The organism is Bradyrhizobium sp. IAR9, from assembly GCF_013408065.1.
Classification (GTDB): Bacteria; Pseudomonadota; Alphaproteobacteria; order Rhizobiales; family Xanthobacteraceae; genus Bradyrhizobium.
In genome coordinates this window covers 173,060-195,902 of record NZ_JACBZW010000014.1, presented here as the reverse complement: position 1 = coordinate 195,902, position 22,843 = coordinate 173,060, and the positions used below count along the sequence as shown (strand labels likewise).

The 22,843-nt window shown below is 63.9% G+C and carries 27 protein-coding genes; 8 read left to right on the top strand and 19 right to left on the bottom strand.

Translation table 11 applies throughout. The features are described 5' to 3' along the window. Positions 1-57: 57 nt before the first annotated feature. On the top strand, positions 58-666 hold the full coding sequence (locus GGD67_RS30720) for a TetR/AcrR family transcriptional regulator (RefSeq protein WP_179738167.1): 609 nt from the start codon (positions 58-60) through the stop codon (positions 664-666). Between the two features lie 37 nt (positions 667-703). Here GGD67_RS30720 and GGD67_RS30715 read toward each other — a convergent pair whose 3' ends face one another. From GGD67_RS30715 to urtA, 15 genes are all read right to left on the bottom strand, one after another. Then, entirely contained in the window at positions 704-2,362 is a 1,659-nt protein-coding gene (locus GGD67_RS30715; RefSeq protein ID WP_179738084.1) for an HWE histidine kinase domain-containing protein, read from the bottom strand. A gap of 294 nt (positions 2,363-2,656) precedes the next feature. After that, entirely contained in the window at positions 2,657-3,280 is a 624-nt protein-coding gene (gene ureG, locus GGD67_RS30710) for an urease accessory protein UreG (protein WP_018318761.1), read from the bottom strand. 39 nt (positions 3,281-3,319) lie between these two features. Then, positions 3,320-4,048 (bottom strand): urease accessory protein UreF, encoded by a 729-nt coding sequence (locus GGD67_RS30705; protein WP_179738165.1) that lies wholly within the window; start codon positions 4,046-4,048, stop codon positions 3,320-3,322. Further along, a complete protein-coding gene (locus tag GGD67_RS30700) occupies positions 4,029-4,679 on the bottom strand; it encodes an urease accessory protein UreE (RefSeq protein WP_018318763.1) in 651 nt (216 codons plus the stop codon). The genes GGD67_RS30705 and GGD67_RS30700 overlap by 20 nt, the downstream gene beginning before the upstream one ends. 14 nt (positions 4,680-4,693) lie before the next feature. Next, the gene (locus GGD67_RS30695) at positions 4,694-4,993 is read right to left on the bottom strand and encodes a putative quinol monooxygenase (RefSeq protein WP_018318764.1); all 300 of its coding nucleotides are present in this window, start codon (positions 4,991-4,993) and stop codon (positions 4,694-4,696) included. Between the two features lie 127 nt (positions 4,994-5,120). Further along, positions 5,121-6,836 (bottom strand): urease subunit alpha, encoded by a 1,716-nt coding sequence (gene ureC, locus GGD67_RS30690; RefSeq protein ID WP_179738081.1) that lies wholly within the window; start codon positions 6,834-6,836, stop codon positions 5,121-5,123. 34 nt (positions 6,837-6,870) lie between these two features. Then, the gene (locus GGD67_RS30685) at positions 6,871-7,410 is read right to left on the bottom strand and encodes an HD domain-containing protein (RefSeq protein WP_179738079.1); all 540 of its coding nucleotides are present in this window, start codon (positions 7,408-7,410) and stop codon (positions 6,871-6,873) included. Between the two features lie 57 nt (positions 7,411-7,467). Beyond that, a complete protein-coding gene (locus tag GGD67_RS30680; RefSeq protein WP_026202067.1) occupies positions 7,468-7,773 on the bottom strand; it encodes an urease subunit beta in 306 nt (101 codons plus the stop codon). A 111-nt stretch (positions 7,774-7,884) separates the two neighbouring features. Then, complete coding sequence (locus tag GGD67_RS30675; RefSeq protein ID WP_179738077.1) at positions 7,885-8,187, bottom strand: urease subunit gamma; 303 nt, start codon at positions 8,185-8,187, stop codon at positions 7,885-7,887. Between the two features lie 37 nt (positions 8,188-8,224). Continuing rightward, positions 8,225-9,055, bottom strand: a complete 831-nt coding sequence (locus tag GGD67_RS30670) for an urease accessory protein UreD (RefSeq protein ID WP_179738074.1) — start codon at positions 9,053-9,055, stop codon at positions 8,225-8,227. Positions 9,056-9,086: 31 nt separating this feature from the next. Further along, complete coding sequence (urtE, locus tag GGD67_RS30665; RefSeq protein ID WP_018318770.1) at positions 9,087-9,782, bottom strand: urea ABC transporter ATP-binding subunit UrtE; 696 nt, start codon at positions 9,780-9,782, stop codon at positions 9,087-9,089. A 3-nt stretch (positions 9,783-9,785) separates the two neighbouring features. Beyond that, entirely contained in the window at positions 9,786-10,547 is a 762-nt protein-coding gene (urtD, locus tag GGD67_RS30660; protein ID WP_018318771.1) for an urea ABC transporter ATP-binding protein UrtD, read from the bottom strand. 6 nt (positions 10,548-10,553) lie between these two features. Then, positions 10,554-11,714, bottom strand: coding sequence for an urea ABC transporter permease subunit UrtC (gene urtC / locus GGD67_RS30655; protein WP_018318772.1), 1,161 nt, complete (start codon positions 11,712-11,714; stop codon positions 10,554-10,556). Next, on the bottom strand, positions 11,711-13,318 hold the full coding sequence (gene urtB, locus GGD67_RS30650) for an urea ABC transporter permease subunit UrtB (protein WP_018318773.1): 1,608 nt from the start codon (positions 13,316-13,318) through the stop codon (positions 11,711-11,713). The genes urtC and urtB overlap by 4 nt, the downstream gene beginning before the upstream one ends. 83 nt (positions 13,319-13,401) lie before the next feature. Then, complete coding sequence (urtA, locus tag GGD67_RS30645) at positions 13,402-14,724, bottom strand: urea ABC transporter substrate-binding protein (protein ID WP_179738072.1); 1,323 nt, start codon at positions 14,722-14,724, stop codon at positions 13,402-13,404. 504 nt (positions 14,725-15,228) lie between these two features. Here urtA and GGD67_RS30640 point away from each other — a divergent pair. The 3 genes from GGD67_RS30640 to GGD67_RS30630 all read left to right on the top strand — a co-directional run bounded on the left by GGD67_RS30640 (position 15,229) and on the right by GGD67_RS30630 (position 17,586). After that, positions 15,229-16,803, top strand: coding sequence for a DEAD/DEAH box helicase (locus GGD67_RS30640; protein ID WP_179738070.1), 1,575 nt, complete (start codon positions 15,229-15,231; stop codon positions 16,801-16,803). Between the two features lie 23 nt (positions 16,804-16,826). Continuing rightward, a complete protein-coding gene (gene infA / locus GGD67_RS30635; protein WP_008131890.1) occupies positions 16,827-17,114 on the top strand; it encodes a translation initiation factor IF-1 in 288 nt (95 codons plus the stop codon). Positions 17,115-17,373: 259 nt separating this feature from the next. Then, positions 17,374-17,586, top strand: a complete 213-nt coding sequence (locus GGD67_RS30630) for a cold-shock protein (RefSeq protein WP_018318776.1) — start codon at positions 17,374-17,376, stop codon at positions 17,584-17,586. A gap of 101 nt (positions 17,587-17,687) precedes the next feature. On the opposite strand, the gene GGD67_RS30625 is transcribed toward GGD67_RS30630, so the two are convergent. The 4 genes from GGD67_RS30625 to GGD67_RS30610 all read right to left on the bottom strand — a co-directional run bounded on the left by GGD67_RS30625 (position 17,688) and on the right by GGD67_RS30610 (position 20,614). Further along, the gene (locus GGD67_RS30625; protein ID WP_210286692.1) at positions 17,688-18,302 is read right to left on the bottom strand and encodes a TadE/TadG family type IV pilus assembly protein; all 615 of its coding nucleotides are present in this window, start codon (positions 18,300-18,302) and stop codon (positions 17,688-17,690) included. Positions 18,303-18,325: 23 nt separating this feature from the next. Further along, positions 18,326-18,907: a TadE/TadG family type IV pilus assembly protein gene (locus tag GGD67_RS30620; RefSeq protein ID WP_018318778.1), complete on the bottom strand. Its 582-nt coding sequence runs from the start codon at positions 18,905-18,907 to the stop codon at positions 18,326-18,328. A 228-nt stretch (positions 18,908-19,135) separates the two neighbouring features. Continuing rightward, entirely contained in the window at positions 19,136-19,636 is a 501-nt protein-coding gene (locus tag GGD67_RS30615; protein WP_018318779.1) for a pilus assembly protein N-terminal domain-containing protein, read from the bottom strand. A gap of 150 nt (positions 19,637-19,786) precedes the next feature. Next, the gene (locus tag GGD67_RS30610) at positions 19,787-20,614 is read right to left on the bottom strand and encodes a sterol desaturase family protein (protein WP_179738066.1); all 828 of its coding nucleotides are present in this window, start codon (positions 20,612-20,614) and stop codon (positions 19,787-19,789) included. A 269-nt stretch (positions 20,615-20,883) separates the two neighbouring features. On the opposite strand from GGD67_RS30610, the gene GGD67_RS30605 reads away from it, so the two are divergent. The 4 genes from GGD67_RS30605 (at position 20,884) to cpaB (ending at position 22,839) form a co-directional block, all read left to right on the top strand. Further along, the gene (locus tag GGD67_RS30605; protein WP_007599783.1) at positions 20,884-21,048 is read left to right on the top strand and encodes a Flp family type IVb pilin; all 165 of its coding nucleotides are present in this window, start codon (positions 20,884-20,886) and stop codon (positions 21,046-21,048) included. 76 nt (positions 21,049-21,124) lie between these two features. After that, entirely contained in the window at positions 21,125-21,265 is a 141-nt protein-coding gene (locus tag GGD67_RS30600; protein ID WP_179737890.1) for a hypothetical protein, read from the top strand. A 123-nt stretch (positions 21,266-21,388) separates the two neighbouring features. Beyond that, on the top strand, positions 21,389-21,913 hold the full coding sequence (locus GGD67_RS30595; RefSeq protein WP_028142098.1) for a prepilin peptidase: 525 nt from the start codon (positions 21,389-21,391) through the stop codon (positions 21,911-21,913). Between the two features lie 128 nt (positions 21,914-22,041). After that, positions 22,042-22,839 carry a Flp pilus assembly protein CpaB gene (cpaB, locus tag GGD67_RS30590; RefSeq protein WP_179738064.1) on the top strand — a complete coding sequence of 266 codons (798 nt, stop codon included), beginning with the start codon at positions 22,042-22,044 and terminating at the stop codon, positions 22,837-22,839. Positions 22,840-22,843: the final 4 nt, after the last annotated feature.

Here is a 22,843-nt window from a genome sequence, read left to right as displayed (position 1 = left end):
CGAAAGCAGCGGCTGCGCTATGCGGAGAAGCTCTGCGTGAGGAGACCGGGCGTGGCGATGGTGAAAAGCGGGGGTGGGGAGACCGAGAGCACGCCCCGGCGCGGCCGGCCTCGGTCGATCGAGACCAGCAACGCGATTCTCGAAAGCGCCTATGCGCTGATGGCTTCGACCGGCCTTGCCGCTACCACCATCGACGCGGTCGCCCGCCACTCCAGCGTCTCCAAGATGACGATCTACAAATGGTGGCCGTCCCGCGAGGCGCTCCTGATCGACGCCTTTCTTCAACATGCCGCGCAGATGCTGCCGCTGCCCCCGGAGGGCTCCGGCAACCCCGCGGCACGCGCCCGCCGCCATGCCGCAGCCTACGCCGAGGCGCTCCAGGGTGAGTTCGGCAAGGTCCAGCTCGCGGTGATCTCCGAATGCATTTCCAAAACCGGCTCGGCCGAGCTGTTCTATGCCCGCTATCTGCAATTCCGTCGTGACGCGCTGGTCGAGATGATCGCGGCAGGCCAGAACGACGGCAGCATCCTGGCCGAAGGGCAGGCTGAGGATCTTTACGACGCGATCTATGGCAGCCTGTTCTATCGCTACGTCTTCGGCATCGCGCCCATCACGCCCGCCTACGCCCGCAATCTGGTCGACCTGGTGTTGCGGCCCAAGGGTTAAGCCCCAAGGGTTAGGCCGAGGCTTAAGCCGGCGGCTTCTATCGCGCGGGCCTCACCGGCGCGGAGATCTTGTCCGTGCGGTCGCGCTCGGTCATGTCGATCACCGTCTCCATCGGCGCGGTCAGCTCGTAGACATAGGAGGCATCGGTAAAATAGCGCTTGGCGGTGCCGCCGAGCGCCTCGGGGGCGACACGGTCGAGCAGGATCAGGCCGAAATCGGAATCGGGGCGGCGGGTCGCCTCGCTGGTGTTGAGCTCCTCCCAGCGGAAATGGAAGACCTCATCGGCCCCCTCGCCCGTCACCGTCCAACTGGCGGTGATGTGCGGATGTTTTCCAACCAGCGACAGGCCCTCGTCGGAATGTGAGGCGAGTTCGAAGAACAGCAGCGAGAGGCTCTGCGCCGCGCGCGCGCTGACCGCGATATCAGGCCCCGTGACGGCGATGCGGTCAGCATGGGGGATGGCGCGCGCCTCAAACAGGCCCTTCAGCTTGACGCCCTGCCACTGGCTCTCGCTGAGCAGCGAGACCACGTTGGACATGGCATGGATGCGCCCGATCAGAAGCTCGCGGGCGACGTCGATGTCCGAGCCGTGACGCAAGGTGCGCGTCACGATCGACTGGATCACTGCAAGGATATTCTTGACCCGGTGGTTGAGCTCGTCGATCACCGCGGTCAGCCGGCGCTCGAAGCCGATTCTGACCTGGATTTCCCGGCTGAGCCGCAGATTGTTGTAGGCGACATAGCCGAACAGGCCGCACACCATCGCAGTGATCGCAAAGCCGATCGCCGCCACGATGATCGCGGTCTGCTCGGCGCGACGCGCCGAGTTGGTCTTGGCGTAATAACCCAGCTGCCAGTCACGGCCGCCGAAGCTCACCGTGCGCGTCGCCGATGGCGTCGGCCCGTCCGTCGTCGTCATGCGCGTGGAGACGATGCCCTGGTCGTTGGCAACGAGCTCGCCACCTTCCTTGCGCGGGTCCCTGAGCGCGACCGAGAACAACGACATATCGTCATTGGTCAGCATCAGCGAGGCGAGTTCGTAGGAAAACGTGACGAACCCGGCTGGCTCGGTCGCACCCTCGGGAATGACGGGAGCTGCCACAATGATCCCGACCGGCCCGTTGCCGCGCAACAGCGGAATTGGGTCCGAAGCCACCGACCGCTTCTCGAGCCGGGCCCGTGTCAACATAGCGCTGCGAACCTGATCCTGGTCGTAACTACGGCCAGGCAGAGCCTTGGTCTCGTCGCTGCGCGGCTCGAGATCCAACAGCACATCGATCGGCTGGGTGATCTCGGCCGGATTGATCGGCTTGTCGTCAAAGGTGCGGATCTTCGGATTGGGGAAGCCGGCGCCTCCAATGGCGGCCTGCGCCGCCGTAAGCTCGTTCGGCTTCAGCCGGGCGATCCAGCCGGCCACCACGAAATCGGTCTTGAAGGCGTAGATGGCCGAGCGCAGCGGCTCCAGCATGTTCGGCTTGATCACGGATGGTGTGCGGAACAGGCCCGAGGCGACGCGTGCGAGCAGCTCGCGCTCGGTAAGCCGGTCCTGGACCAGACTGGCATGAACGTCGATCGCGCGCGCAAGCGCGATCCGGTCCAGCGCCAGCTCCTGGTCGTGGACGCGATAAGCCGCAAGCCCGGAGAGCAAGGCTCCGAGCAGAGCGATGAAACCGATGATGAAACCCAGCCGGACCACGCGACTACTCAGGCGAAAGCAGGAGGTCGGCAATAAACAAGGAGCATATGAGCGCCGCTCGAACGGCCATGTGCCGAAACAGGGTGAACCCCGGTGGCAGAGATAATGAAGGAGGAGGCATCGGTACGCAACTTGGGTCGCCTGGAAAGCTTAATCCGCCCGGCCGATGGTCTGGCCGGGATGAATTGACCGGGCACCGGAGGTAATTAATCGCCGTGTCCGAAATTTGTTCCGTGGCTGCGGCCCGGCCCCAAGGTTAACGGCGAAAAAAGCATGCGCCAAGTCGTCGCGCTGTCAGCCCGTCCGTTTCAGGCCGCCTTTGGCCTCGATGAAGCCGACAATGCGGTCAAGGCCCTCGCTCTTCTTCAGATTGGTCATGACGAAGGGACGCTCGCCGCGCATGCGCCTGGCGTCGGTGTCCATCTTCTCCAGGGAGGCGCCGACATGGGGGGCGAGGTCGATCTTGTTGATGACCAGCAGGTCGGACCGGGTGATGCCGGGGCCGCCCTTGGACGGGATCTTGTCGCCGGCGGCCACGTCGATGACGTAGATGGTCAGGTCGGCCAGCTCCGGGGAAAAAGTGGCAGCGAGATTGTCGCCGCCGGACTCGATCAGCACGAGATCGAGCCCCGGAAACTTGGCGCGCATGTCCGCCACCGCGGCGAGATTCATCGAGGCATCCTCGCGGATCGCGGTGTGCGGGCAGCCGCCGGTCTCGACGCCGGCAATGCGGTCCGGCGTCAGCGAGCCCGAACGCACCAGGAACTCGGCATCCCATTTGGTGTAGATGTCGTTGGTGATCGCGGCGATGTCATAGCGCTCGCGCATGGTCTTGCAGAGCAGGTCCATCAGCGCGGTCTTGCCCGATCCGACCGGACCGCCGACGCCGACACGCAAGGGGCCGTGAGATTTAGACATGTGATTCGCTCGCTCTCGATGGTGAGGGCTGCGCCGCTCTCACGAGCGGAACAGCCGTGTATATTGTGTCTCGTGCCGCAGGCTGGCGAGGTCGGCGCGGAAGGTCGCGCTGCCGAGATCGTCCAATGTCGCACTCAGCGCACGATTCGCAGTCGAGGCCACCGCGGCTTCCAGCCTCACCAGCACGCGCTGGCTGTCGGTCTGGCCGAGCGGAATGAGGCGGCTGGCCGCGGAAATCCAGTTCGAGACGACAGCATGCAGGAAGGCGTGCAGCGTCGGCGCCAGCGGCACGCCGTGCATTGCGGCAACCACACCGACCGCGACCGGATAAACCGGTGGCGCGCGGCATGCCGCAACCATGGCATCCAGCCCATCGGCATCCCACGCGGCGCGGGCAATGTCGATGAAGGCGCGGCCCTGCGAGCTCGTCTCCAATTGCCGCTCGCGCGACGGCACCATTGCTGCGGCGAGCTCGGCGATATCGCTCAAGGTCGCATCTTCGCCCTTCTCAGCAGCACGATAGGCATGCACCAGAAACGTCGCGTCGCAAAAGCCGGAGCCGTCGCCGAGCATTGCGTCGAGCCAGTCGGCCAGCGTGGCCGTGTCGACGATGTCGCCCGCCTCGACCGCCCATTCGATGCCGCTGGAATAGGAGAAGCCGCCGACCGGGAATGCCGGCGACAGCCAGGTCATCAGCCGGTACAGCGCCGCCGCCTCGCCCTCGGCAAGGCCGCCGGCGCTGACCGGCTCATTTGTGGTCATGAGCATGCTTGTGGCCGTGGTGATGGTCGGGATGGTCGCAATGCTCGTCGTGGTGATGGTGATGATCGTGCCCATGATCATGCGCGGCATGATCATGGTGTTGGTGGTCATGAGCGTGATGATCATGGCCGTGGTGATCGTGACCATGGTCATGATGATGCCCGTGATCATGATGCGCATGATCGTCGTGGCCATGCGCGTGGCCGGCATCCGCATAGGCGCCGCCTTCGGGATCAAACGGCGCCTCGATCTCGATCACGCGCGCGCCGAGGCCCTTCACCATCGCCTCGATGACGTGATCGCGGCGAATGCGCAGGGCCTTGGCCATGATCTGCGTCGGCAGATGACGGTTGCCGAGGTGCCAGCCGACGCGGATGAGGTGATGCGGATCGCGGCCGCGGATTTCCAGCAGCGGCTCGGGCGCCGCGACCACTTCGACCAGCCGGCCGTCCTCCAGCACCAGCGCATCGCCGCCGCGCAGTGCGACCGCCTGTTCCAGGTCGAGCAGGAATTCGAGCCCCCGCGTTCCTGTCATCGCCATGCGGCGGCGGTGACGGTCGTCGAAATCGAGCACCACCGTATCCGCCGGCGCTTCCGTGAAGCGGTGCTGTCCCCTGACCTGCGTCGCCCGGATCATGCGCTTTTACCCCGTTACCTTGTCTCGACCTTCTCGGGCGTGATCACCTCGATCTTCGGCGGTGCCGTGAAGCACTTGACCGCCACGCGACCGAACGTCTTCATGTGCTCCATGCCACGATGCGGCACCAGCGCTTCGGCGTTCTCCCACTGCTCGACGAACACCATCTTGGCAGGATCGGTGACGCTTTCATGCAGATCATAGGCGATATTGCCGGGCTCCTTCCGCGTCTCCTTGATGCAGGCGGTGGCGGCTGCAATGAATTCGGCGCGCGTCTCGGGCTTGATGGTCAGGGTGGCAACGACATAGATCACGAGAAATCCTCCCGGCTTTTCTTCTGGGTTACGATACCGGGCGGGACATTAGACCAGGCGGGATCGAACGCAAAACCGTAAAAGCCGCCCCCGGACGCTTGCCGGGGACATGCGTTGAGGCGCTATTTCAGTACATGAAATATCGCTGCGCCATCGGCAGCACCTCTGCGGGTGCGCAAGTGAGCAATTCGCCGTCGGCGCGGACCTCATAGGTCTCCGGATCGACCTCGATATTGGGCGTGGCGTCGTTGTGGATCATGCTCTTCTTCGAGATTTTGCCGCGGGTATTCTGGACCGCATAGAGCTTCTTCTCGATGCCGAGCTTTCGCGCGAGACCGCCGGTGATCGCGGCCTTCGAGGTGAACACCACGGACGATGCCGTGCGCGCCTTGCCGAAGGCGCCGAACATCGGCTGGTAATGCACCGGCTGCGGCGTCGGGATCGAGGCGTTGGGATCGCCCATCGGAGCTGCGACGATGGTGCCGCCCTTGACGATGCAATCCGGCTTGACGCCGAAGAAGGCCGGCGACCACAGCACGAGATCGGCAAGCTTGCCCTTCTCGACCGACCCGATCAGCTTCGACACGCCGTGCGCGATCGCGGGGTTGATGGTGTATTTGGCGATGTAGCGTTTGACGCGGAAATTGTCGTTGTCCTTGCCCTTGTCCTGCGGCAGTGACCCGCGCTGCTTCTTCATCTTGTCCGCGGTCTGCCAGGTCCGGATGATGACCTCGCCGAGCCGGCCCATCGCCTGCGAGTCCGACGACATCATCGAGAGCGCGCCGAGATCGTGCAAAATGTCTTCCGCAGCGATGGTCTCCTTGCGGATACGACTCTCGGCGAATGCCAGATCCTCCGCGATCGAGGGATCGAGGTGGTGGCACACCATCAGCATGTCCAGATGCTCGTCGATGGTGTTGCGCGTGAAGGGCCGGGTCGGGTTGGTCGAGGACGGCAGCACGTTCTTGAGCCCTGCGACCTTGATGATATCTGGGGCGTGACCACCGCCGGCGCCCTCGGTGTGGAAGGCATGGATGGTGCGGCCCTTGAAGGCCTTGATCGTATCCTCGACGAAGCCGGATTCGTTCAGCGTGTCGGTGTGGATCATCACCTGGATGTCGTGAGCATCGGCGACCGAGAGGCAGTTGTCGATCGCGGCCGGCGTCGTGCCCCAGTCCTCGTGCAGCTTCAGCGCGCAGGCGCCGGCCTTGATCATCTCGACCAGGGCGGCGGGCCGCGAGGCGTTGCCCTTGCCGGAGATGCCGAGATTGACCGGGAAGGCATCGAACGACTGGATCATCCGCCCCATGTGCCACGGTCCCGGCGTACAGGTGGTCGCGAAGGTGCCATGCGACGGGCCGGTGCCACCGCCCAGCATCGAGGTGACGCCAGACATCAGCGCGTGCTCGATCTGCTGCGGGCAGATGAAATGGATGTGGCTGTCGAAGCCGCCGGCGGTGAGGATCTTGCCCTCACCCGCGATCACGTCGGTGCCGGGACCGATGATGATGGTGACGCCCGGCTGGATGTCGGGATTGCCGGCCTTGCCGATCGCCGAAATCATGCCGTCCTTGATCGCGACGTCGGCCTTGACGATGCCCCAGTGATCGACGATCAGCGCATTGGTGATGACGGTGTCGGCCGCGCCCTGCTTGTTGGTGACCTGCGACTGCCCCATGCCGTCGCGGATCACCTTGCCGCCGCCAAACTTCACCTCCTCGCCATAAATGGTGAAATCCTTCTCGACCTCGATGATGAGGTCGGTGTCGGCCAGCCGCACCCTGTCGCCGGTGGTCGGGCCGAACATGTCGGCATAGACGGAACGTTTCATCTTGACGGACATCACAAGCCCCGTTTGCGTTTGATTGTTTGGTGACTCACAGCAAGGCCTTCGCTGCTTTCACGGCATCATCGAATTTCGTATCGAGCCACGCATTGCCGCCGCGGCAGCCGGCCACCACCTGCTCGGCCCAATCGCTGTAGTCGGCGAGGTCGTCACGCTCTTCGGTGGTCGGATCCGTATGAATGCGCGCGCCGATGTTGCTGATCTTGTCGGCGATCTTGATCAGCTTGGCGCCCGGCGATTTGTGCGGCGCGTCCTCGATCTGCTTCTGCCGCCGCTCGGCCTTCGGCCGGCTCATGTCGTATGTGCACTCCGCGACCAGCGAGGCAACGCCCTCGGAAAGTCGCTGCGCCAGCTCCTCGCGCGTGGTGTCGGTATCCTCGATCGAATCATGCAGCCAGCCGGCCGCGACCAGCTCGGCATCGGCGCCGTCAGTCGCGGTCGCGAGCAGGTTCGCGACCTCGGCGAGATGATTGATGTAGGGCTCATTGTCGCGTCCCTTGCGCACCATGCCGTTATGGCGGCGCGCGGCGAGTTCGGCGGCTTCAGAGATGAGGCGGATGGGTGAGAGCATGGGAAATACCTCCGTTTCCGCCTCAACCGTGCCGCGCCGCGCTCGTTCCTGTGGAGATCACAGCTTCCCCATGACGTCGCCGCGGAAGCCGTAGATCGTCTTCTTCCCCGCCATCGCGACGAGCTGCACGTCGCGGGTCTGGCCGGGTTCGAAGCGGACGGCAGTGCCGGCGGCGATGTCGAGGCGCATGCCGCGAGCCTTCTTGCGGTCGAATTTCAGCGCGGGGTTGGTCTCGAAGAAATGGTAGTGCGAGCCGACCTGGATCGGACGGTCGCCGGTGTTGGCGACCGTCAGCGTCACGGTCTTGCGGCCGGCATTGAGCTCGATCTCGCCGTCCTGGATGAAGAGTTCGCCGGGGATCATTCTATCCTCCTCGTCGTTCCGGGGCTCGCGCAGCGAGAAGGCCGGGATCTCGATCAACAATCTCTGGATTCCGGGTTCGCCCTGCGGGGGCCCCGGAATGACGAATTCGAATTACCTGATCGGCTCGTGCACGGTGACGAGCTTGGTGCCGTCCGGAAACGTCGCCTCGACCTGGATGTCGTGGATCATCTCGGGAATGCCCGGCATCACCTGGTCGCGGGTGAGGACCTGCGCGCCGGATTGCATCAGCTCGGCGACGGTGCGGCCGTCGCGTGCGCCTTCGAGGATGAAATCGGAGATGACGGCGATCGCCTCGGGATGGTTGAGCTTGACGCCGCGGTCCAGCCGACGGCGGGCCACGATCGCCGCCATCGAGATCAGAAGCTTGTCCTTTTCGCGGGGAGACAGGTTCATGAAGAATCTCTTCCGTTCAACACGTCAATTCAGCCGGTCAGTTCAGCCAGAGTCGCGGCAGGGCCGTTCCAGTGCGCGCCAGCACGGCCATCATGTCGGCTCGCAAGCGCGCCGCATCTTGGGCACAGAACCGGGCCATTGCAAAGCCATTCCACGCGGAGATTCCGACCTCGCCGGAGAATGAGTCCGAGGCCTCGCGAATGCGCTCGACCAGAGCCTCGTCACCGGGCACGATCAGCGCCGTGCCGATCGCGGCACCGCCTTTGGCGACGGCTGATCGCCCAAGTTTTGCGCCGATATTGCCGTCGAGCCTGATGGTCTCGGCGAACACCAGCCTGCCACCACGACGCAGCCGCCAGCGGTCGACAAACTCGCCCTGCTCCATCCGCTCGCCCATGGCAATGCGGCCGAACACGACGATCTCGCAGAGCAGCAGCGAGGCCGCCTCATCAAGCTCCATGTCGAAGCGGCGATGGACGCGGGCGCGATCGAACAGAATGGTCTCCTGGGGCAGCCAGGACAGATGCGCACCCGCGTCGGCCTTCAAGGAAATATTGAGCCGCGCTGCCGCTCCCGGGGCGCGATAGACCTTTTCGGCGGCCGCGGTCGTTAGCGTCAGCCGCGAGCCCTGGCCCGCCGCGATGTCGATCTCAAAACTGTCCCCGCCGGCGACGCCGCCGGCCGTGTTGACGAACACGCCGGAGAGCCCCTCGCCTTCCGGCGAGGGAAAACGCACGCGCAGCGAGCCGGATTCATGCAAGACGCCGCGCCGCGTCATGCCGTCACGCGCATGGACGTCGAAGCGCACCGCGCCGCGGGCACGGTTTGCCTCGAAAACTCCTGACGTGACCGTAACGTCGCTGCGCATCCGCCTCCCCAGCCGGTCGCGGCAGAACGGCTTACAGCGCCATCTGGCGGCTGATCTCGCTCGCGTCCAAATTGGCGCGATCGCAGGTGAATTTCACCGCGCCGCGATCCATCACGGCAAAACTGTCGCCGAGTTCGCAGGCAAAGTCGAGGTATTGTTCGACCAGCACGATGGCGATGTTGCCGAGGTTGCGCAAATAGGAGATGGCGCGGCCGATGTCCTTGATGATCGAGGGCTGGATGCCCTCGGTCGGCTCGTCGAGCAGCAGCAATTTCGGCCGCATCACCAGCGCGCGACCGATCGCGAGCTGTTGCTGCTGGCCACCGGAGAGATCGCCGCCGCGCCGGCCGAGCATGGATTGCAGCACGGGGAAGAGCGAGAACACGTCGTCGGGAATGTGCTTGTCCTCGCGCTTGAGCGGACCGAAGCCGGTCTTGAGGTTTTCCTCGACCGTCAGCAGCGGGAAGATCTCGCGGCCCTGCGGCACGAAGCCGATGCCCTTGCGCGCCCGCTCATAGGGCTTGAGGCCGGTGATGTCGCTGCCGTCGAGCACGATCGCGCCCGACGAGATCGGGTACTGCCCGACCATCGCGCGCAAGAGCGAGGTCTTGCCGACGCCGTTGCGCCCGAGCACGCAGGTCACCTTGCCCGGCTCGGCCGAGATCGAGACGCCGCGCAGCGCCTGCGCCGCGCCGTAGAACAGATTGATATCCTTGACCTCAAGCATCGCTCAGCGTCCCAGATAAACTTCGATGACCCGCTCGTTGGATGAAACCTGGTCGATGGTTCCTTCGGCGAGCACGGTGCCTTCGTGCAGACAGGTGACCTTGACGCCGAGCTCGCGCACAAAGGTCATGTCGTGCTCGACCACCATCACGGTGTGGGTCTTGTTGATCTCCTTCAGCAGCTCGGCCGTGAGATGCGTCTCGACGTCGGTCATCCCTGCAACGGGCTCGTCGACGAGGAGCAGTTTCGGGTCCTGCGCCAGCAGCATGCCGATCTCCAGCCACTGCTTCTGACCGTGGCTGAGGCTGCCGGCCAGGCGGTTACGGGCCTCGGTGAGACGGATCGTCTCCAGCACCTTGTCGATGCGCTCGGACTCGGCCTTGCTGCCGCGCCAGAACAGCGTGCCCTTGACGCTGTGGTCGACATTGAGCGCGAGCAGGAGGTTGTCCTGCACCGTCTGGCTCTCGAACACGGTCGGTTTCTGGAATTTGCGACCGATGCCGAGCTCGGCGATGCGGGTCTCGTCGAGCCGCGTCAGATCCGTGACGCCGTCGAACAGAACCGTACCCTCGTCGGGCTTGGTCTTGCCGGTGATGATGTCCATCATCGTGGTCTTGCCGGCGCCGTTCGGACCGATGATGGCGCGCATCTCGCCGGGCTCGAGCGTCAGCGACAGATTGTTGATGGCGTGGAAGCCGTCGAACGAGACGTGCACGCCGTCGAGATAGAGCATTGCGGAGGTTGCGCGGTTGTCCATGACGTTCATTTGCGCCTACTCCGCCATCTTGGGTTCGGTGACGCCGTCCTCGGCCGCAGCGCTCGCGGCGTTGCGTTTATCTTTCGACGAGTCCCACCAGGCGTTGAAGGTGCCGACAATGCCCTTGGGCAGCAGCAACGTCACCAGGATGAACAGCGCGCCGAGCATGAACAGCCAGTACGGCGCGAGCATGCCCGAGGTGAAAAACGTCTTGGCGTAGTTGACGACGACGGCGCCAAGCGCGGCACCGACCAGCGTGCCGCGGCCGCCGACCGCGACCCAGATCACCGCCTCGATCGAATTGCCGGGCGCGAATTCGCTTGGGTTGATGATGCCGACCTGCGGCACGTAGAGCGCGCCGGCGACCCCGGCCATGCAGGCCGAGACCGTAAACACGAACAGCTTGTAGGATTCGACGCGGTAGCCGAGGAAGCGCGTGCGCGATTCCGCATCACGCACCGCGATCAACACCTTGCCGAGCTTGGAGGAGACGATGGCGCGGCAGATCAGGAAGCCTGCGATCAGCGCCAGACAGCTCAGCGCGAACAACGCCGCGCGGGTGCCTTCCGCCTGGACGTTGAAGCCCAGGATGTCCTTGAAGTCGGTCAGGCCGTTATTGCCGCCGAAGCCGAAGTCGTTGCGGAAGAAGGCGAGCAGCAGCGCATAGGTCATCGCCTGCGTGATGATCGACAGATACACGCCGGTGACGCGGGAGCGGAAGGCAAGCCAGCCGAAGCAGAAGGCGAGCAGGCCGGGCACGACCAGCACCATCAGCGCTGCGAACCAGAACATGTCGAAGCCGTACCAGTACCAGGGCAGCTTCTGCCAGTTCAGGAACACCATGAAGTCGGGCAGGATCGGATTGCCGTAGACGCCGCGGGCGCCGATCTGCCGCATCAGGTACATCCCCATCGCGTAGCCACCGAGCGCAAAGAACGCGCCGTGGCCGAGCGAGAGGATACCGCAATAGCCCCAGATCAGATCAATCGCGAGCGCCAGGATCGCGTAGCAAACATATTTGCCCCAGAGCGCGACGAGATAGGTCGGCACCTGCAGGAATGAGCCCGCGGGCAGCAGCAGGTTGGAGAGCGGGATCAGGATGCCGCAGGCTGCGACGACGGCAAGGAAGATCGTCGCGCCGCGGTCCAGCGAGCGCGTCAGCATGTGAGGGGTCATGCTTCCACCGCACGGCCCTTGAGCGCGAACAGTCCGCGCGGGCGCTTTTGAATGAACAGGATGATGAGAACCAGGATGGCGATCTTGCCGAGCACGGCGCCGGCGACCGGCTCCAGGAACTTGTTGGCGATGCCGAGCGTGAAGGCGCCGACCAGCGTGCCCCAGAGATTGCCGACGCCGCCGAACACCACGACCATGAAGCTGTCGATGATGTAGCTCTGGCCGAGATTGGGACTGACATTGTCGATCTGCGACAGCGCCACGCCGGCGATGCCGGCAATGCCCGAGCCGAGCCCGAAGGTCAGCGCGTCGACGCGCGAGGTGGCGATGCCCATCGAGGCCGCCATGCGGCGGTTCTGCGTCACCGCGCGCATCTCGAGGCCGAGCGCGGTGTAGCGCAGCATCGCGAGCAGGATCGCGAACACGGCCAGCGTGAACACGAGAATCCAGAGCCGGTTATAGGTGATGGTGATCTGGCCGAGTTCGAAAGCGCCGCTCATCCAGGAGGGATTGCCGACCTCGCGGTTGGTCGGACCGAACATGGTGCGCACCGCCTGCTGCAGCACCAGCGACAGGCCCCAGGTCGCGAGCAGCGTCTCCAGCGGTCGCCCGTAGAGGAAACGGATGATGCTGCGCTCGATCAGCACGCCGATCGCGCCGGCGACGACAAAGGCCAGCGGCACCGCGATCAGCAGCGAATAATCGAACAGGCCGGGATAGCGGGTGCGGATCACCTCCTGCACCACGAAGGTGGTGTAGGCCCCGATCATCACCATCTCGCCATGCGCCATGTTGATCACGCCCATCACGCCGAAGGTGATGGCGAGCCCGATCGCGGCGAGCAGCAGCACCGAGCCGAGCGAGAGGCCATACCAGGCATTCTGCACCATGGACCAGATCGCGAGCGAATTCTGGATCGAGCCGATCGCGCTCGTAGCGGCCTTGGTCACAGACGCCGGCTGGTCGCCCATGCCTGTGAGCAGGGCCAGCGCCTCCTGGTCGCCGCGCCCCTTGAGGGTGGCCACCGCCTCCAGCTTCTCGACCTCGCTGGCGTCCGACTTGAACAGCAGGATGGCCGCGCGGGCGTCGCCGAGCGCAGCCTTGACGGACCTGTTGGTTTCCTTGGCGAGCGCGGCATCGACCGGCTCGAGCGCGGTCTCCTCATGCGACTTGAAGACGGATTGCGCGGCCTGCAGCCGTGTTCCGACGTCCGGCGACTGGAGCGTCAGGCTGCCGAGAGCTGCGTCGACGCTGCGGCGCAGGCGGTTGTTGAGGCGGACTGCGCTCGCGCTGTCGGGAACGCTCGCCACCGCCTGGCCGGTCGCGGCGTCGATCGACTTACCGTCGGTACCGGTGACGTAAACCTTCTTGCTGTCAGGGTCGGCCATCAGGCGGCCGTCCTGAAGCGCACTGATGATGGGGAAAGCCAGCGGATTGCCGCTACTTGCGACCACGCCGATCGCCTCGTCCGTATCGGAATAATCATCGTTGGCGAACTTGGCGACCGCATCCTCGAACGGACCGGCGAAGGCCGGCAACGCGAACGCGATCAGGAACAACGAGAGCGCAAGCGAGCAGAGGCGCGCGGACAAATGGGCTGGCACTGTGAATGACCCCGGCAGAAATGAGTGGAGAAGGCGGCGGGATCGCCGCCTTCTCCGGGCGTGTATGGCGTGTCAGATCCGGATCAGGAGCCCGAACCGAGACACTTGTTGGTCTTGGTGTTGAAGTTGCCGCACTTCTTGCCGACCCAGTCGCCGACCAGGTCCTTGGAGCCGTCGAGCTCCTTCGACCAGGCATCGCCCGCGACGAGACCCGGGGTCTTCCAGACCACGTCGAACTGGCCGTTGCCCTTGATCTCGCCGATGAACACCGGCTTGGTGATGTGGTGGTTCGGCAGCATCTTCGACACGCCGCCGGTCAGGTTCTTGGCTTCGATGCCCGGGAGAGCGTCGATCACCTTGTCCGGATCGGTCGACTTCACCTTCTCGACCGCCTTGACCCACATGTCGAAGCCGATCACGTGCGCTTCCATCGGATCGTTGGTCACGCGCTTCGGATTCTTGGTGTAGGCCTGCCACGCCTTGATGAACTTCTCGTTCTCCGGCGACTTGATCGACTGGAAGTAGTTCCAGGCGGCGAGATGGCCGACCAGCGGCTTGGTGTCGATGCCGGCGAGCTCTTCTTCGCCCACCGAGAACGCGACGACCGGGATGTCCTTTGCCTTGATGCCCTGGTTGCCGAGCTCCTTGTAGAAGGGAACGTTGGCGTCGCCGTTGATGGTCGAGACCACGGCGGTTTTCTTGCCGGCCGAGCCGAACTTCTTGATGTCGGCCACGATCGTCTGCCAGTCGGAGTGACCGAACGGCGTGTAGTTGATCATGATGTCTTCCTGAGCGACACCCTTCGACTTCAGATAGGCTTCCAGGATCTTGTTGGTGGTACGCGGATAAACGTAGTCGGTGCCCGCGAGCACCCAGCGCTTCACCTTCTCGTCCTTCATCAGGTAGTCGACGGCGGGGATTGCCTGCTGGTTCGGCGCCGCACCCGTGTAGAACACGTTGCGCTCGCTCTCCTCACCCTCGTACTGCACGGGGTAGAACAGGATGTTGTTCAGCTCCTTGAAGACGGGCAGCACCGACTTGCGCGACACCGAGGTCCAGCAGCCGAACACGACCGAGACCTTGTCCTTGGTGATCAGCTCGCGCGCCTTTTCGGCGAACAGCGGCCAGTTCGACGCGGGGTCGACGACGACGGCCTCGAGCTTCTTGCCGAGAACGCCGCCCTTCTTGTTCTGCTCGTCGATCAGGAAAAGGATGGTGTCCTTCAGCGTGGTTTCGCTGATGGCCATGGTGCCGGAAAGGGAGTGCAGCACGCCGACCTTGATGGTGTCATCCGCGGCCTTGGCGCCAGTCAATGAAGCCAGACCGAGCACCAGTCCGGCGGTCGCGGCGAGCAGGCCGCGGCGGCTAAATGACGCCGCTATATCGTGAGTGGATTTGCTAAACATGAGTATCTCATCTCCCTGACGCAGACGTGAAAACGCTGCGAAACGGCCCCACGGCCGCCTGCGATTAACGGATTCGCAAGAACCATGCCATGGACTGAGCACCCACCAACCAATTGGTTTTGCTAACAAAATTTGCCGAAATCAAAGTGTCCCGACCTCGAACCAGCCCAAAACTTGAGCAATCCAAATGTATGCCAAAGCGGCAGGCTGGTCATTTTCTGAGCAAAATGCCCTTTCTGGCTAAATTTCCGGCATAACTATTTCTGCACCGCAACCGGCCTTTTTGGACGAGCTGCCTTGAAAGCGCCCCCTCGATGTTCCATATGAGCGGCCGAGACCTCTTGCGAATCAAGCGGTCGTCGCGAGCCGCGTGTTCTTAAGCCCTTACGGGCCTCTGGCTTGCCCCATATCTCCCAAGCCATCCGACACCCCAAACACGCAGGTGTCTTCTCGACACCCTTTTGCGTGCGCCGCGCTGAATGCGCCGGGCGTTGCGCCTTTGACATGGAAAGAACCCCTCTTTTGACTTCGTTTCAGGACTTCGGCCTCGCCGAACCCATCGCGCGCGCTCTTCAAGAAGAGAACTACGTCACCCCCACCCCCATCCAGGCCCAGACCATCCCCACGGCGCTGACCGGCCGCGACGTCGTCGGTATCGCCCAGACCGGTACCGGTAAGACCGCGTCCTTCGCGCTGCCGATCCTGCACCGCCTGCTCGAGCACCGTATCAAGCCGCAGCCCAAGACGACCCGCGTCCTGGTGTTGTCGCCGACCCGCGAGCTGTCCGGCCAGATCCTCGACAGCTTCAACGCCTATGGCCGCCACATCCGCCTGTCCTCGACGCTCGCCATCGGCGGCGTTCCGATGGGCCGCCAGGTCCGCTCGCTGATGCAGGGCGTCGAAGTGCTGGTCGCCACCCCCGGCCGCCTGCTCGACCTCGTGCAGAGCAACGGGCTGAAGCTCTCGAGCGTCGAATTCCTCGTGCTCGATGAAGCCGACCGCATGCTCGACATGGGCTTCATCAACGACATCCGCAAAATCGTCGCCAAGCTGCCGATCAAGCGGCAGACGCTGTTCTTCTCGGCCACCATGCCCAAGGACATCGCCGAGCTGGCGAACGCGATGCTGCGGGACCCCGCCCGCGTCGCGGTGACCCCGGTCTCCTCGACCGCCGAGCGCATCAATCAACGCATCGTCCAGGTCGATTTCTCCGCCAAGCCCGCCTTCCTGACCAAGCTTCTGAAGGACGAGCCGGTCAACCGCGCCCTGGTCTTCACCCGCACCAAGCACGGCGCGGACAAGGTGGTGAAGTCGCTCGAGAAGGCCGGCATCCCCGCCAGCGCCATCCACGGCAACAAGTCGCAGAACCATCGCGAACGGACGCTGGCCCAGTTCCGCTCGGGCGAGATCCGCACCCTGGTCGCCACCGACATCGCCGCCCGCGGCATCGACGTCGACGGCATCAGCCACGTCATCAATTTCGACCTTCCCAACGTGCCGGAAACCTACGTCCACCGCATCGGCCGCACCGCGCGTGCCGGCGCCGACGGCACCGCGATCTCGCTGGTCGCAGGCGGCGAGGAACTCAGCTATCTCCGCGACATCGAACGGCTGATCAAGGTGGCACTGCCGCGCGAAGATCTCCGCACCGACGCCGGCCGCCGCGATGCGGGTCCTCCCGCGCCGCAGCAACGACAGGGCCGCGGAGGCCGCCCAGGCCAGCGTCCGCAAGGTGCAAGGCATGGCGAGGGACGCCACGGTGACGGGCGTCGTAGCGACGAACGACATTCCGACGGACGCCACCATAGCGCCGGCAAGCACGGCGATGGACGCCCGGGTGAAGGCCGACATGGCGGCGAAGCGCGACATGCTGACGGGCGGCCCGGCAATGGCCCGAAGGCCTCAAAGGGGTCTCGTCGTCCACACTCTGGCGGGAAGACGCATTCTTCTGCAGGCAGTCGTCCAGAACAGCGTTCCGCGCATAGCGCCGGGGCACCTGATGGGATACAAGGCGTTGCCTTTTTGCGCCGTGAGAGTCGGCCGAACGGCCAACCGAACCGCAAACCCTATTCGCACTAGCCGTCCACGACCTGGAGAAATTCATGGCTAAGGAAGAGCTGATCCAGTTCGAAGGACTGGTCACCGAAATCCTCCCCGACGCACGCTACCGCGTGCAGCTCGACGCCGGACACGAGATCGTCGCCTATACCGCCGGCAAGATGAAGAAGAACCGCATCAAGACGCTGGCAGGCGACCGCGTGACGGTGGAGATGTCGCCCTATGACCTCGAGAAGGGCCGGCTGATTTTCCGCCACAAGGACGAGCGTCCCAGCGGCGTGGGCGGACCGCCTCGCCCGGGCCAGCGCGGCGGCCAGTTCCGCCGTCGCTAGGCGCCTGAGCGCGGAAGTAAGATTCCGACCTTTATGTGGATCCGCCGCGGCCATCGCGGCGGATCAAAAAATCGTGCATGTCCGGATTGTTTTGAGACCCCAATTCCGATAAAATGAATTTATCGATTTTCGGCCGGACGACATTAGCATCCACCGGTACAGCCGGTTCAGACACGCTGACGACCCTTCCAAAAATTCGATCTAACCGGCCTGCGCAAGCGGGCTCTCACATTGTGTTATCTGAGAAGGGACTACCCCCGTGAGCATGGGAACCGTGAAGTGGTTTAACGCGACCAAAGGCTTCGGCTTCATTCAGCCCGACGATGGCGGCCAGGACGTGTTCGTCCACATCAGCGCTGTGGAGCGTGCGGGCCTCGGCACGCTGCGTGAAGGTCAGAAGATCTCCTACGAGATCGTGGCCGACCGTCGTTCCGGCAAGTCGGCAGCGGACAACCTCCGCTCCGAAGGCTGAGCCTCCGGGCGTTGGGCCGATCGGCTCGCGCAAGCCAAAAAGTAGCAAGAAGGCCGTGCGCAACGCACGGCCTTTTTCATTTTAGCGCCTGCTCGCGGATATCAGCACGTCGACGGCACGCCGTTGTAGGGAACGCAGGTGACCTGGCGCGGCCGCGTGTAGGACAGATCGCTCAAGGGTAGGCTCGACTTCAACACGTAGCCTACGGACGGCGTGTAAGTGTAGCTCGCCTCGCTGAGGATGAGGTAGGTCGACGGAATCAACAGCGTCGAGGGAATCATGGTGGTGACCTTGTCGCCGGCCTTGCGAGCCGAGGTCGCCAGCGTCGCTTGCGTCGCGCCGCTCGCAATGGTGCCGGCCTTGCTCCACTGGACCGTAGCAATGCTGTTGGCATCGATATAGATCTGGGAGACCGTGCCCTTCACCAGACTGGCGTCGTAGGGCATGATGACCGAGATGCTCGCCGTGAACGTATCCTTCATGTCGGCATCGGCGAGCGTCGTCGACTGCGACGTCAAATCGGACAGCGCCCGCGCGATCAATGTAACCTTGCGATCGATCGCCACGGCCGACGAGAATTCGACGGTGCCGAAGAACATCACCAGCATCAGCGGGACGATGACCGCGAATTCGGTCGCCGCGAGCGCGCGCTTGTCGGCGACGAAGTCGCGCACGGAACTACGTGCATTCCGCCAGATATTCGCAATAACCTGCATCGGTCCGCTCGGATCCATCTGTCTCAGAAGGGTTCGTTCTTGAAGGCCGTGGTCGCCACCATCAGCCGTTTGTTGCTGCACCCGATATTGTAACCGAGGCCGGTGACGATGAGCGGCCATTGATAGAACAGCCGCACCACGACCACCTGGCCGGAGGTCCCGGCACTGTACTGCATGCCGGTCGGGTTGAAATTGCAGGAATCGCCGTAGTTCGTCAGGCTTAGCGACCCGAAGGAGCTGGTGCTCACGACGTCGACGTAGAGCTTGCTGCAATCAAACAGCGCCGGGATCTGCGTGCACACATAGGCCTTGAACGTCGTCTGGTCGCACGCCATGACCACGCCGGGCGTGGTCTGACAGGCCGCCACCGAACCGCCCTGCGCTTGCGCCTGGCCGGTCAGAATCGCGCGCGCGGAATTTTGCGTGATGGTCTCGAGCACCTGGCTCGCGAGGAACATGAGCGCCGTTTCGATGATGGCGAACAGCAGCGCGAAGAACATCGGTGCGACCAGGGCGAACTCGACGGCCGCGGAACCGCGGCGGTTGCCGCAAAACCGGCCCAGCGCTTTCCGGAGTGTGAATCTCGAAGGTGCAGGCGATGGCATCGCGTCAAATTCCCCAGCAACGGGCGATCAACTGTCCCGTTCAATAGCGGAAACTGATTGTTTAAGTGTTTCAGGCGATCCGCAGCCCGCGGACCGCGCCATTAAGAACGTGTTAACCAGCCGCGATCCCAAGCTCGCGGAAAGCACGGCGCGCGCCGAGACCTCTGCTTCGCATCTGCAAAGCGGTCTGGCGGGCTCCTGCCCGGGCAAACCCGCCGATCGGTCCTGCTAGTTGGACTTGGGCGGACCGCCGCCACCACCACCGCTGGCGCTGGCGCTCAGCGAGCCGGCCTGGCTCATCGTGTTGTTGAAATAGGTGTCGCTGTCGCCGAGCGTCACGCGACGCTGGCAAAGCGGCACGCAGCTATAGGACTCGCGCTCGATCCCGCGATAGACGGTGACGAGCCGGTCGCTCGGACCTTCGACCTGGATCTGGCGATCGACCAGAATCTCGCCGGCCCGGTCTAGTGCGATGAAATTGGTGGCACCATAGCCCTTGCCGGTCACGACGATCATGCCGCCGGGCTGGAGCGTGACGTCGGCGATCAGGGGATTGCCGACCACGATGGTCGCCACCTTGCCGGGCAGCCGCACCAGCTTGGCCTGGTCGACATTGACGGCGATGGTGTCGGCGGTGGGGTCGGCAAGGCCGGCGGCCGGCGATGCCAGCACCGCAGCCGCAACCAGAAGACAGACGCGCGCCCGACGGCGCAGCAATTCCTTACGCATACTCTTACCCCCGGGACGTCACAAACCAGCGGAAGCGACTCGATACAACGAAGCCAGTGCCCGACCCGGCTAACCTGCCCTTAATTCGTGAACGTTCCGCAAACTCGCCGACTATTGTTTGAACAGACTGGCGTTTTACCGCCTTGGAGGCTAGCGGCGGAACGGATAGGCGAACTGACCCGCGATCTCCTTCGGCATCGTCGCTTCGTCCTTGCCGTAATCCTGCGGCAGTTCACCCTCGGGCATACGGAAGGTGCCGAACAGAACATCCCAGATCGGGAACGTGCCGGCAAAATTGGTGTCGCCGCCCTCCTCGAGCGAGGTGTGGTGCCAGCGGTGGAACACCGGCGTCGCCAGCAAATATTTGAACGGCCCGAAGCTCCAATTCAGGTTGGCGTGCACGAAGGCCGAATGGAAGGTCGTGAACGGGGAGAGCCAAACCATCGCGTTCGGGGAAATGCCGGCCATCAGCAGCACGACGTCGACGCCGATCGAGCCGAGCACGAGATTGACGGGATGGAAGCGGGCCGCCGAAATCCAGCTGATCTCCTCCGAGGAGTGATGGATGGCGTGGTACTTCCAGAACCCGCCGCCGTGGAACAGCCGGTGTAGCCAATACAGCATGAAGTCGGACAGGACCAGGAACAACCCGGCCTGGACCCAGAGCGGCATTAACGACAGCGGGCCGTGGCCATTGTCATAGAAGGCGATGAGCTCGTCGGCGTCGTGGATGTTGAAGACGAGGCTCGCGCCGACGACCAGAAGTCCGATCCGCATGGTGCGGGCGAACACCGGAACGAAGAACCAGTAGCAGATGTCGGTGACGATCTCGCGCTTGCGCCACCACGGCGCGCCGGCATTGCAGGCCCAGAAATGTTCGAGCACGGTGAAGACGGCCGCGAGCGCGAAGGTGATGGGGATCACCTTGACGATGGTCTCGCCGAGCATCAGGGCGACTTGCATGGGCAGGCTCGACATCGTCGCCTCTCTTGCGAATTCCAGCTCTGTTACGCCTACGCCGCTAAATTTAAGGGAGCGTGAAGCCGGCGCCGCGCCGACGGTACATCCGGAACCGGAACGAATTACAGGGGCCGCCTTAAGACGAAATTCACTCTGGGCCAAAGCATCGCGCCGCAGGCGGGTTTGCCCGATCGAATTAACTCTACCGAAAGAGCTCGGCTCTCATGGTCATCGGGTCAATGACGGCGCCGAACGAGGCGATCCCCACCCCAGATGGAGTTATGTTCATGAAGAACTTGATTGCACGTTTCGCGAAGGATGAATCCGGCGCCACCGCCATCGAATACGGTCTGATCGCCGCCGGCATCGCGCTGGCCATCATCACCGTCGTCAACAACCTCGGCACCACGTTGAACGCCAAGTTCACTTCGATCAGCAGCTCGCTGAAGTAAGCAACCGACGAACGACGGCAAAAGCCCCGGATCTCCGGGGCCTTTGTTTTTCCGAAGACGGCGAGTTCCAGTGGCGTTGCGTAAGTACAGAACCGATGCCGCGATCGCGGCGGATGAGACAGCGGCGGCACAGGCCGGCTCGCCGGTCTATTGGGTCTGCCTTGCGCTGCTGCTTGCGACGGCCGTGCTCGCCGCGCGCATTGCCAGCCTCTGGTGACGACGCGTTCCGCGACTTCAGCCGCGTGGGCTGCTTGCTGCCGTTGTCGGTTTGTTTAGCACTGCCGGCTAGCATCGCCCGACGCCAGTTCCCGCGGCAAACCCAGGCCTCAAGACGCAGCCCATGATCCTCGACCTTGCGCGCCTTCTGCTCTTCCCGGCCCTGATGGCGTTCGCTGCCGCGAGCGATCTCTTCACGATGACGATCTCGAACCGCGTGTCGCTGGCGCTGGTCGCCGGCTTCTTCGCGCTTGCCCTCGCCGGTGGCATGGCACCTTACGAGATGCTCAGTCATGTCGGCGCCGGCGCGCTTCTTTTGGTCATCGCCTTCACCTGCTTTGCGATGGGCTGGGTCGGCGGCGGCGACGCCAAGGTGGCGGCCTCCGTCGCGCTCTGGTTCGGCTTCGCACAGTTGATGAACTTCCTGCTCTACGCCTCGCTGTTCGGCGGGGCGCTGACGCTGCTCCTGCTCCAGTTCCGGCAATGGCCGCTGCCCTACGGACTGGCGGGTCAGGCCTGGCTCGCCCGGCTGCATGCCAAGGAGAGCGGCATCCCCTACGGCATCGCGCTCGCACTGAGTGCGCTGATGGTCTACCCGGAGACCGAATGGGTGAAGGCGATTGATCTCGCGCACCTCGCGCTGCGCTGAACGCACCGGGTAAACCCGGCGTTAAGGCGATTTAGATACGCCTCATTAACCATGCTTTGACGAATAGCTGGTCAACTGCCGATTACGGCGGCGGCAGCGTCGCGGCGTTTTGTTGGAAAGTGAAGCGTATGAATAGGGCACGCATTGTCGTCCTGACGGTCGCCATCTGCGCCGGCGGTGTCGCCGCGTACCTGGCGAGCGGCTCGGACAATTCTGCGCCGCCTCCGGTCCCGGTCGCGCAGCTTCCGACCGTCGACGTCCTCGTGGCCAAGAACGACATCGGCCTCGGCCAGACCGTGAAGCCGGAAGATCTGCAATGGCAGACCTGGCCGGCCGCGACCGCCAGCGCCACCTTCATTCGCCGCAACGAGCGTCCCGAGGGCGTGACCCAGGTGACCGGTTCGATCGCGCGCGCCCCCTTCATTCAGGGTGAGCCGATCCGCGACCAGAAGCTGGTCAAGGCCGAGGGCTCCGGATTCATGGCGGCCATCCTGCCCAGCGGCATGCGGGCCATCTCGACCGAAATCTCGCCGGAGACCGGCGCAGGCGGCTTCATCCTGCCCAATGACCGCGTCGATGTCCTGCTGACACGCCGCCTCAAGAACCCGGACCAGACCGCCGGGGGCCAGGACGTCGTCACGTCCGAGATCATCCTGGTCAACGTGCGCGTCCTCGCCATCGACCAGGCTCCGAAGGAAAAGGACGGCCAGAACACCGTGGTCGGCAAGACCGTGACCCTGGAACTCACTTCCGCACAGACCCAGGCGCTTTCCTCGGCTCGTCAGGCCGGAACGCTCTCGCTGGCGCTGCGCAGCATTGCCGACGTCAAGATGAGCGAGATCACGCTCGACGAATCCGCCCAGAAGCGCGACGGCGTCTCGATCATTCGCTACGGCATCCCGAGCTCGACGGCGAAAGCACGATGAGGAC